8 protein-coding genes and 1 pseudogene are annotated in these 8100 nt (G+C 64.1%); 7 read left to right on the top strand and 2 right to left on the bottom strand.

The features are described 5' to 3' along the window. Positions 1–58 precede the first annotated feature (58 nt). Positions 59–190: an IS66 family insertion sequence element accessory protein TnpB gene (tnpB, locus tag ATB98_RS30395; protein WP_084435779.1), complete on the bottom strand. Its 132-nt coding sequence runs from the start codon at positions 188–190 to the stop codon at positions 59–61. 138 nt (positions 191–328) lie between these two features. Beyond that, a pseudogene (gene tnpA / locus ATB98_RS30615) lies at positions 329–583 on the bottom strand (IS66-like element accessory protein TnpA); the annotation flags it as partial. Positions 584–855: 272 nt separating this feature from the next. On the opposite strand from tnpA, the gene ATB98_RS24380 reads away from it, so the two are divergent. The 7 genes from ATB98_RS24380 to ATB98_RS24350 all read left to right on the top strand — a co-directional run. Next, complete coding sequence (locus ATB98_RS24380; protein ID WP_066878398.1) at positions 856–1608, top strand: FadR/GntR family transcriptional regulator; 753 nt, start codon at positions 856–858, stop codon at positions 1606–1608. 65 nt (positions 1609–1673) lie between these two features. Next, positions 1674–2579 carry a 5-dehydro-4-deoxyglucarate dehydratase gene (gene kdgD / locus ATB98_RS24375; protein ID WP_066878395.1) on the top strand — a complete coding sequence of 302 codons (906 nt, stop codon included), beginning with the start codon at positions 1674–1676 and terminating at the stop codon, positions 2577–2579. Between the two features lie 83 nt (positions 2580–2662). Then, positions 2663–4171 carry an ABC transporter substrate-binding protein gene (locus tag ATB98_RS24370; protein ID WP_066878393.1) on the top strand — a complete coding sequence of 503 codons (1509 nt, stop codon included), beginning with the start codon at positions 2663–2665 and terminating at the stop codon, positions 4169–4171. Between the two features lie 79 nt (positions 4172–4250). Next, on the top strand, positions 4251–5165 hold the full coding sequence (locus ATB98_RS24365; protein ID WP_066878392.1) for an ABC transporter permease: 915 nt from the start codon (positions 4251–4253) through the stop codon (positions 5163–5165). A gap of 3 nt (positions 5166–5168) precedes the next feature. Continuing rightward, positions 5169–6092, top strand: coding sequence for an ABC transporter permease (locus ATB98_RS24360; protein WP_066878390.1), 924 nt, complete (start codon positions 5169–5171; stop codon positions 6090–6092). After that, a complete protein-coding gene (locus ATB98_RS24355; protein ID WP_066878388.1) occupies positions 6089–7819 on the top strand; it encodes an ABC transporter ATP-binding protein in 1731 nt (576 codons plus the stop codon). Before ATB98_RS24360 ends, ATB98_RS24355 begins: the two co-directional genes overlap by 4 nt. Positions 7820–7866: 47 nt before the next feature. After that, positions 7867–8100, top strand: a 234-nt coding sequence (locus ATB98_RS24350) for an aldehyde dehydrogenase family protein (protein WP_157111074.1), incomplete at its 3' end; no start/stop codon positions are given.

Genomic DNA, 8100 nt, shown 5'->3' with positions numbered 1-8100 from the left:
GGCCGAGCGGGCACCCGGCCGGGAAACGCAGCACTGCGAGCGACGCCGCCACATAATCTCATCCGACGCATATCATCGGATCATGCTTCAACGTCTCCTGCACCATCAGCGATAGGCCGGGAAAGCCTCTGCGCATGTCGGTATAGCCTGTCGCCAGCCAAACCTTCACACCGCTCGTGACCGGGATCATCGCCGCTCCAGCACATCAAGAATGCGGGCCCAGTCTTCGGTGTCGATGTCGCTCTCGACCCGGAGACGACGGCCACCGCCAAGCTCGATCATCACCATGCTTGCCTTCTTCCGCGGCCGGGAGACCGGCGGCGGCTCGGCCGGGATCGATCGCGCAGGCAGCGCTTTCGACGACCTCGACGGGAACGAGTTGCGGGACGGACGGCGCGGAGATTTGGCAGAGCTCCTTGCGCCAGCGGAAGAGCTGGCTCGCATGGATGCCGGCCGAGTGCGCAATCTCCGAAACGCTTGCGCCTGGCTCAAGCGTCGCCGCGACCAGCCGCTCCTTCTCCTCGCGAGGCCAGCGCCGACGCCGCTCGACCGATGTAATCACCTCAACAAGCTGCTTTGTCATAGGACTATCCCTAGTGTTTGCACTAGGACTTGCAGGCTTCAGGCCGCCTCAGCAAGGCGGCCGTCACCGAAGGCATACTGCGTAGCGGGATTGCCGCGTCTGGAGCGGCTGCGGCAGTCGGCCTCCGTCGCTGACCCCGGCGTTGCGGCGCCTGAGCCTCCGGCAAGTCATCATATGATGTTGAGAGGACATGCGCGATTTCATAGGATGCTATCGCTTTTGGCATCCACTCGGAGTATGCATGATCCCGGAACGGAAAATCTGGAGGAATCATGCAGCGGGCTGAACGTCCAACGTCGCGCAGGTCATTCGCGTCGCAGGTCGCCGAAGCCCTGCGCGCGCAGATCGAGGCAGGTTTCTATGCGCCCGGCGACAAGCTGCCAACCGAGCCGGCCCTCATCGATCGCTTCGGCTTCAGCCGCACTGTGATCAGGGAGGCGATCGCCGCGCTGCGGGCCGATGGGCTGGTGGAATCGCGGCAGGGGGCGGGGGTGTTCGTGATCGGCCCGAAGGCGGCCGATGAAGGGCTGAAGCTGTTCACGGACGAGACCGACAAGATTTCCGACATCATCGAGGAACTCGAGCTCCGCATCGGCATAGAGGTGGAAGCCGCAGGCCTTGCCGCCGCCCGCAGTTCGCCGGCGCAGGAGGCCGAAATCCAGGCGCAGGTCGACAGGTTCGCCGACCTCGTCGCCGCAGGCCGGCCCACCGACGAGGCGGATTTCCAGTTCCACATGGCAATCGCCGCCGCCACCAACAATGGGAGATTCAAGGCTTTCCTCGATCATGTCGGCCGCCGGATGATTCCGCGGGTGAAGTTCAGGACCGTCATGGGCGGGGTCGATCCGCTGCCCAGCCGCGACCAGCCGATCCTCGAGGAGCATCGCGAGATCGCCGAAGCGATTCTCGCCCGAGACCCGGAAAAGGCGCGCGAGGCGATGCGCCGGCATCTCGTTACGGGGATCAAGCGTTATCGTTCATTGATGACCCGCCGTTCGGTTTCGGATCGCGACAAAGAGGATTGACTCGCCCCTCTAGTCATCATATGAATTCACCACGAACATCATATTAATTCGTGGGAGGAATTCCTTTGTCGCCAGATGAGATCAAGTCGCGCATCGGCTCGGGCCTGCTGTCGTTCCCGGTCACGCACTTCAATGACGACTTCAGCCTCAATCTCAAGAGCTATCGGGAACATGTCGCCTGGCTTTCCGGCTTCGAGGCGGCGGCTCTTTTCGCCGCCGGCGGGACGGGCGAATTTTTCTCCCTCTCGCCCGAGGAAGTTGGCAAGGTGACCCGCGCGGCCAAGGAAGCGTCCGGCGACGTGCCGATCATCGCCGGCTGCGGTTATGGCACCTCGCTTGCCAGGGAAACGGCCCGGCACGCCGAGGCCGCCGGCGCCGACGGTCTGCTGCTCTTGCCGCATTACCTGATGGAAGCGCCGCAGGAGGGCATCTACCGCCACGTCAAGGCCGTGTGCGAATCGACCGGTCTCGGCGTCATCATCTACAATCGCGCCAATTCGGTCGCCAATGCCGATACCGTGGCCCGTCTCGCCGATGCCTGCCCGAACCTGGTCGGCTTCAAGGACGGCACCGGCAAGGTCGACCTCGTCCGCCACGTGACGGCGAAGCTCGGCGACCGGCTCACCTATATCGGCGGCATGCCGACGCATGAGCTCTTTGCCGAGGGTTTCAACGGCGTGGGCGTCACGACCTATTCCTCTGCCGTCTTCAACTTCGTGCCGAAACTGGCGCAACGCTTCTACAAGGCGATGCGTGCGGGTGACCGGGCGACCATGGAAGAGATCCTGCACGAGTTCTTCTTCCCCTTCGCGGCCCTGCGCGATCGCGAGCAGGGTTATCCGGTTTCGATCATCAAGGCCGGCGTCGAGCTCATCGGCCGGACGCCAGGTCCGGTGCGTCCGCCGCTGACGGACCTGAAGCCTCAGGAGAAGGAAATGCTGCGGGACCTGATCGAAAAGGTCGCGGCCTGAAATCGGTCGCTTCGGCCGGCGGGCGAATGGGACGAGGATGCCCGCCGGACGACGACGAGCTGCAAACACCAAGGGAGGAAAGCATGAAGAGCTCAAGTGTTCTTGCGATAGCGTCCGCCGTCCTGATGGCCGCCGCCGCCTCATCGGCCATGGCGCAGGCGGGGCAGGAAATCCGCATAGTCCTGCCGGAGCAACCGGCAAACCTGGAGCCCTGCGGCACCATCATCACCAATGTCGGGCAGATCCTCAGCCAGAACGTCGTCGAGCCGCTGACGGTGATCGATCCCGCGACGGGACAGCCCCGACCGAAGCTTGCCACCGAATGGACGCAGGTCGATCCGGTAACATGGCGGCTCAAGCTGCGCGACAACGTCAAATTCCAGGACGGCTCGGATTTCAACGCGGAAGCGGCGGTCTTCTCCATCAACCGGATGACCGGCGGCAAGATCACCTGCAGCAACAACGCCAAGTTCGGCGATGCCAAGCTGGAGGTGACCGCCGTCGACGATCTCACCGTCGAGATCAAGTCGGACAAACCCCAGCCGATCCTGCCGACGCTGTTGAGCGTGGTCATGGTCGTCTCGCCGAAGACGCCGGAGGACAAGGCGGTCAACGATCCGGTCGGGACCGGCCCCTTCAAGCTTTCGACCTTCTCGCCGCAGACCGTCGTGCTCGACGCCTTCGACGGCTATTGGGGTCAGAAGCCGGAGTTTACCAAGGCGACCTATGTCTGGCGTCCCGAATCCTCGATCCGCGCCGCCATGGTCGAGACTGGCGAAGCGGACCTGACGCCGTCGATCGCCATCCAGGACGCGAGCAATCCGGAAACCGACTTCGCCTACCTGAACTCGGAAACGACGGCGATCCGCATCGACACCGCCCAGCCGCCTCTTGACGACCTGCGCGTCCGCAAGGCGCTCAATCTGGCGATCGATTGGGAGGGCCTCGCCCAGCTCTTCGGCGACGACGTCAAGCGCGCGTCGCAGATGGTCGTTCCGGGCATCAACGGCCATGACGACGCGCTCGAAGCCTGGTCTTACGATCCGGAGGAGGCGAAGAAGCTGCTCGAGGCGGCGGCGGCCGACGGCGTTGCCGTCGACACCGAGATCAAGCTCATCGGCCGCAACGGCATCTATCCGAACGGCGCAGAAGCGATGGAAGCCATGATGACGATGTGGCAGGCCGTGGGCCTCGACGTCAAGCTGACGATGCTCGACGTCGCCGATTGGCTAAGATACCTGCAAAAACCCTTCCCGGAGGAGCGCGGCGCCAACCTCCTGCAGATGATGCATGACAACAACAAGGGCGATGCGGCCTTCACGATCCCGATCTTCTATCGTTCGAGCGGCAACTACGCGACGCTCGCCGACCCGGCCCTCGACAAGGAGATCGACGCGGCGCTCGCCGCCACCGGCGAAGACCGCACGAAGAGCTTCAAGGCGCTCTTCGACAAGGCCCGCAAGGAAGTGGTCGCCGACATTCCGATGTTCCACATGATCGGCTACACGCGCGTCGGCCCCAGGCTCGACTGGAAGCCCGACATCACGACCAACAGCGAGATCCCGCTCGCCAACATCCGCCTCAAGGACTGATCGACCGGGATCGCGGGGTGGTTGATGCCATCCTGCGATCGCTCTTGCTTGCGTGCGATACCTTCGAAGGGCATCGGAAATGTTCAGCTATATCGGGCGCCGTGCGTCCCACAGCATCCTGTCGGTCATCGGCCTGCTGACGCTGGTCTTCTTCCTGACGCGGCTCACCGGCGACCCGTCCGCCTTGTACCTGCCGCTCGACGCGACGGCCGAGGCGCGGTCCGCATTCGCAAGGCTGAACGGCCTCGACCAGCCGATCCCCTGGCAGTTCGCGGAATATCTGAAGGACCTGCTCCATCTCGATTTCGGCCAGTCGCTAAGGCAGAACCGTTCGGCGATCGAGGTGGCGCTCCAGGCCTTTCCGGAGACGCTGAAGCTTGCCCTGGTTGCGATCACGCTTTCGACGGCGCTGGCGATCCTCGTCGGATCGCTTGCCGCGGCCCGTCCTGGCAGCCTTTTCGATCGGATCGCCAGCCTCGCTTCCCTTGCCGGCGCCAGCGCTCCGGATTTTTGGGTGGCGATCGTCGGTATCCTGGTCTTCGCCGTCGGCCTGGAAGTGCTGCCGACATCCGGCACCGGCACGTGGGCCCATTGGATCATGCCGATCTTCGTGCTGATGCTCCGCCCCTTCGGGCTGCTTGTGCAGGTCGTGCGCGGCACCATGCTCTCGGCACTAGCCTCGCCCTATATCAAGACCGCACGCGCCAAGGGGGTTCGCCGGCAGAAGATCATCTTCGGCCACGCGCTCCGCAATTCGCTTCTGCCCGTCGTCACGGTCGCCGGCGATCTCGCCACCGGTCTCGTCAATGGCGCCGTCGTCGTCGAAACGATCTTCGGCTGGCCGGGCATCGGCAAGTTGATGATCGACTCGATCATCCAGCGCGATTTTGCCGTGGTCCAATCGACGATCCTGGTGACGGCGACCGCCATCTTCATCCTGAACATCGCGATCGATCTGCTCTATGCATTCCTCGATCCGCGCATCCGGTATTGAGCCATGACGATCATCTCTCCCGACGCCGAGCCGGCGGCCGCCCCCGGCACCAGTCGTGTCCTGCTCGCCTATTTGCGGCGTGACAGGCTGGCGCTGGCCGCAGCGATCTTCCTCGCGCTCCTCGTCCTGGCGGCGCTCCTCGGACCATGGCTCGTCGGCGACGCCGCGTCCCGGCTGGGGCTGCGTCAGCGCAATCTCGCTCCCTTCTCGCCGGACCATGCTTGGATCTACTTTCTCGGCGCCGACACGCTCGGGCGGCCGATTCTCGCGAGGCTCGTCGTCGGCGCTCAGAGCACGCTCGGCATTGCCGCGGCGGCCGTCTTCTCCTCCATGCTCATCGGCGGCACGCTCGGCCTCGTCGCCGGCTACTCCGAGCGGTGGTACAGCCATCTGATCCTGCGTCTGGCCGATGTCGTGATGAGCTTTCCGTCGCTGCTCCTGGCGCTGATCGTGCTCTATACGCTCGGCCCGAGCATCACCAATCTCGTCATCGTGCTCGCCATCACGCGCATGCCGATCTATTTGAGGACCGCGCGCGCCGAGGTGCTGGAACTGCGCGAGCGCATGTTCGTCAGCGCGGCTCGCTCGATGGGTGCCGGCCCTGCGAGGATCATCCTGCGGCACATCGCGCCGCTGGTACTGCCGACTTTGGTGACGATCGCGGCCATCGACTTCGCCACGGTCATCCTGTCGGAATCGGCACTGAGCTTCCTCGGCCTCGGCATCCAGCCCCCGGACTTCACCTGGGGCGCCATGGTGGCGAACGGGCGCGGCTATCTCTCCACCGCCTGGTGGATCGCCTTCTGGCCGGGCCTTGCCATCATGCTGACGACGCTGTCCCTCAACATCCTTTCGAACTGGGCGAGAACCGTCGCCGATCCGCAACAACGCTGGCGTCTGCAGACCTTGCGAAAGGCAGCCCGATGAAGAACGCGCACGATTCCATTCGAAAGGGCGAGGGGCCGATCCTGAAGATCGAGGGGCTCACCGTCGATTTCCTCTCGAACGACGCGCCGGTTCGCGCCGTCGACAATGTCTCCTTCCAGGTGAACCGGGGCGAGACGCTCGTGATCCTCGGCGAAAGCGGCTCGGGAAAGAGCGTCAGCACCAGCACGGTTATGGACCTCGTCGACTGCCCGCCGGGCGATATCGTCGGCGGATCGTGCCTCTTCGACGGCATCGAACTATCGCGCCTGGACCCGGAAGGCCGCCGGAACATCAACGGTCGCCGGATCGCGATGATCTTCCAGGATCCGCTCGCCTATCTCAATCCGGTCTACACCGTCGGGCGGCAGATCGCGGAGGTTTTCGAGAGCCACGACGCCGCACAGGGCGCGCAGGCACGCGCCAATGCGATCGAACTGCTGAGGCGCGTCGGCATTCCGGAACCGGAAAGCCGGGTGGATTTCTATCCGCACCAGTTCTCCGGAGGCCAGCGCCAGCGCGTGATGATCGCCATGGCGATCGCACTGAAGCCCGATATGCTGATTGCCGACGAGCCGACGACGGCACTCGACGTCAGCGTCCAGGCGCAGATCCTCGATCTCCTGCGCGACCTCCAGCGCGAGACCGGCATGGCGCTCGTCATGATCACCCACGACCTCGAGGTCGCCGCATCCATGGCCGACCGGATCATCGTCATGAATGGTGGAAAGATCGTCGAATCCGGTCTCGCCCAAAAGGTGTTCGACAACCCGCAACACCCCTACACGCGCCGCCTCATCGCCGCACTCCCGCACGGCGAGGCGGCAGAAGCGTCGCACAGGCGGTCGACGGACATCAGAGGCGAGACGCTTCTCAAGGTGGAACACCTGACGAAGGAATATGTGCTTGCATCCGGCGCCTTCGCCGGAAAGCGCAGGTTCAGGGCGGTGGACGACGTCAGTTTCGACGTGAGGAAAGGCGAGACGCTCGGCATCGTCGGGGAGTCCGGCTCAGGCAAGTCGAGCATCGCGCGCATTCTTCTGAGGCTGAACGAGCCGAGTTCCGGCAAGGCGTTCTACGCGGGCGAAAACATCTTCGAGATGAGCGGCAAGCGCCTCGTGGCGTTCAGGCGCAAGGTCCAGATGGTGTTCCAGGATCCCTATGGCTCCATGAACCCACGCATGAACGTCCGCTCCATCATCTCCGAGCCCTGGGCGATCCACCGCGATCTCCTTGCCCGGAACAGGTGGAAGGACCGTGTGGCGGAGCTTCTGGAACTGGTTGGCCTGAAGCCGGACCATGCCGAGCGCTACCCGCACCAGTTCTCCGGCGGCCAGCGCCAGCGCATCGCCATTGCCCGGGCGCTCGCGAGCGAGCCGGAACTGATCGTCTGCGACGAGGCGGTCTCCGCACTCGACGTCTCGATCCAGGCGCAGGTGATCGATCTGCTGGCCGATCTTCGCACGCGGCTCGGCCTCTCCTATATCTTCATCACCCATGACCTGCCGATCGTGCGCCATTTCGCCGACCGCATCATGGTGATGAAACAAGGAAAGATCGTCGAGGAGGGTCCGACCTCGGCATTGTTCAGCGCGCCGCAACACGATTACACGCGGAGCCTGCTCAGGGCCGTGCCGAAGCCGAAATGGCTGATGTCGACCGATGCGCCGTCGGCAGCGCCGGGCGAACTGCGACCTGAGCGGACGAGAAACGGGAGCATGGCAGGATGACACTTANAACTGCGACCTGAGCGGACGAGAAACGGGAGCATGGCAGGATGACACTTAACCAGAACCTGATTGCCGGCGAGTGGGTCGGCGGCGACGGCGTCGCCAACGTCAATCCCTCGAACACCAACGACATCATCGGCAACTATGCGCGCGCCAGCGCCGAGGATGCCAAGGCCGCGATCGCGGCGGCGAAGGCCGCTTTTCCGGCCTGGTCGCGCTCCGGCATCCTCGAGCGCCACGCGATCCTCAAGAAGACCGCCGACGAGATCATCGCCCGCAAG

Origin of the sequence: Sinorhizobium saheli, assembly GCF_001651875.1 — a bacterium.
Taxonomy (GTDB): domain Bacteria; phylum Pseudomonadota; class Alphaproteobacteria; order Rhizobiales; family Rhizobiaceae; genus Sinorhizobium; species Sinorhizobium saheli.
This window is presented reverse-complemented; position numbering and strand designations above follow the sequence as displayed.

Excerpts from the sequence above, each read along its gene's own strand:
- tnpB (WP_084435779.1), bottom strand. The coding sequence starts at position 190 with ATGATCCCGGTCACGAGCGGTGTGAAGGTTTGGCTGGCGACAGGCTAT.
- ATB98_RS24380 (WP_066878398.1), top strand. The coding sequence starts at position 856 with ATGCAGCGGGCTGAACGTCCAACGTCGCGCAGGTCATTCGCGTCGCAG.
- ATB98_RS24370 (WP_066878393.1), top strand. The coding sequence starts at position 2,663 with ATGAAGAGCTCAAGTGTTCTTGCGATAGCGTCCGCCGTCCTGATGGCC.
- ATB98_RS24365 (WP_066878392.1), top strand. The coding sequence starts at position 4,251 with ATGTTCAGCTATATCGGGCGCCGTGCGTCCCACAGCATCCTGTCGGTC.
- ATB98_RS24360 (WP_066878390.1), top strand. The coding sequence starts at position 5,169 with ATGACGATCATCTCTCCCGACGCCGAGCCGGCGGCCGCCCCCGGCACC.
- ATB98_RS24355 (WP_066878388.1), top strand. The coding sequence starts at position 6,089 with ATGAAGAACGCGCACGATTCCATTCGAAAGGGCGAGGGGCCGATCCTG.